This is a genomic window from Streptomyces sp. E2N166 (genome assembly GCF_003671715.1).
GTDB lineage: Bacteria > Actinomycetota > Actinomycetes > Streptomycetales > Streptomycetaceae > Streptomyces > Streptomyces thinghirensis.
Map to the genome: position 1 here is coordinate 1 of NZ_RAIF01000010.1, position 632 is coordinate 632.

At 74.2% G+C, this 632-nt stretch carries 2 protein-coding genes; both read left to right on the forward strand.

Going from position 1 to position 632, the window contains the following annotated elements:
• On the forward strand, positions 1 to 168 hold a 168-nt coding region (locus tag EBH09_RS07580; RefSeq protein WP_121746283.1), incomplete at its 5' end, for an FMN-binding protein.
• A gap of 55 nt (positions 169 to 223) precedes the next feature.
• The coding region (locus tag EBH09_RS07585; protein WP_238697233.1) for an FAD:protein FMN transferase at positions 224 to 632 on the forward strand (409 nt) is incomplete at its 3' end.

The following is a 632-nucleotide window of genomic DNA, read 5'->3' on the forward strand; positions in this document are numbered from 1 at the left end:
CCCAAGGGCGGGCAGAGCGACCAGATCACCGCCAACGCCGTACCCAAGCTCAACCAGGCCGCCGTCGCCGCCGGCAACGCCGACATCGACGCCGTGTCCGGCGCCACCTACACCAGCGCCGGATACAAGCAGTCGCTGCAGTCGGCACTGGACCAGACCGGTGGCTGACGCCGTGGCCGAACCCGCACAGGCTCCCGCCGCGGTGCGTCGGGTGGAGGAGACGATGGGGACCGTCTTCTCCCTCGACGTCCGCGGCGGGGAACCCACGGCCGTCCACGCGGCGCTGGACGAGGCGGTCGCGGGGCTGCACCGGGTCGACGAGCTGTTCAGCACCTACCGGGAGGGCAGCCAGATCTCTCGCCTGGCGCGCGGTGAACTGACCGTCGACGCGTGCGCGCCCGAGGTCGCCGAGGTGCTGGAACTGGCGGCGGAGGCGGAGCGGGTGAGCGACGGCTGGTTCAGCACGTCGTACCAGGGCCGACTCGATCCGACCGGGATCGTCAAGGGCTGGGCCGTGGAGCGCGCCGCGCGGCGGGTCGCGGAGGCGGGCGCGAGTGGCGTCAGCGTCAACGGGGGCGGGGACGTGCAGTTGCTCGGGACGCCGGGGGCGGGGCGGCCGTGGCGGGTCGGGG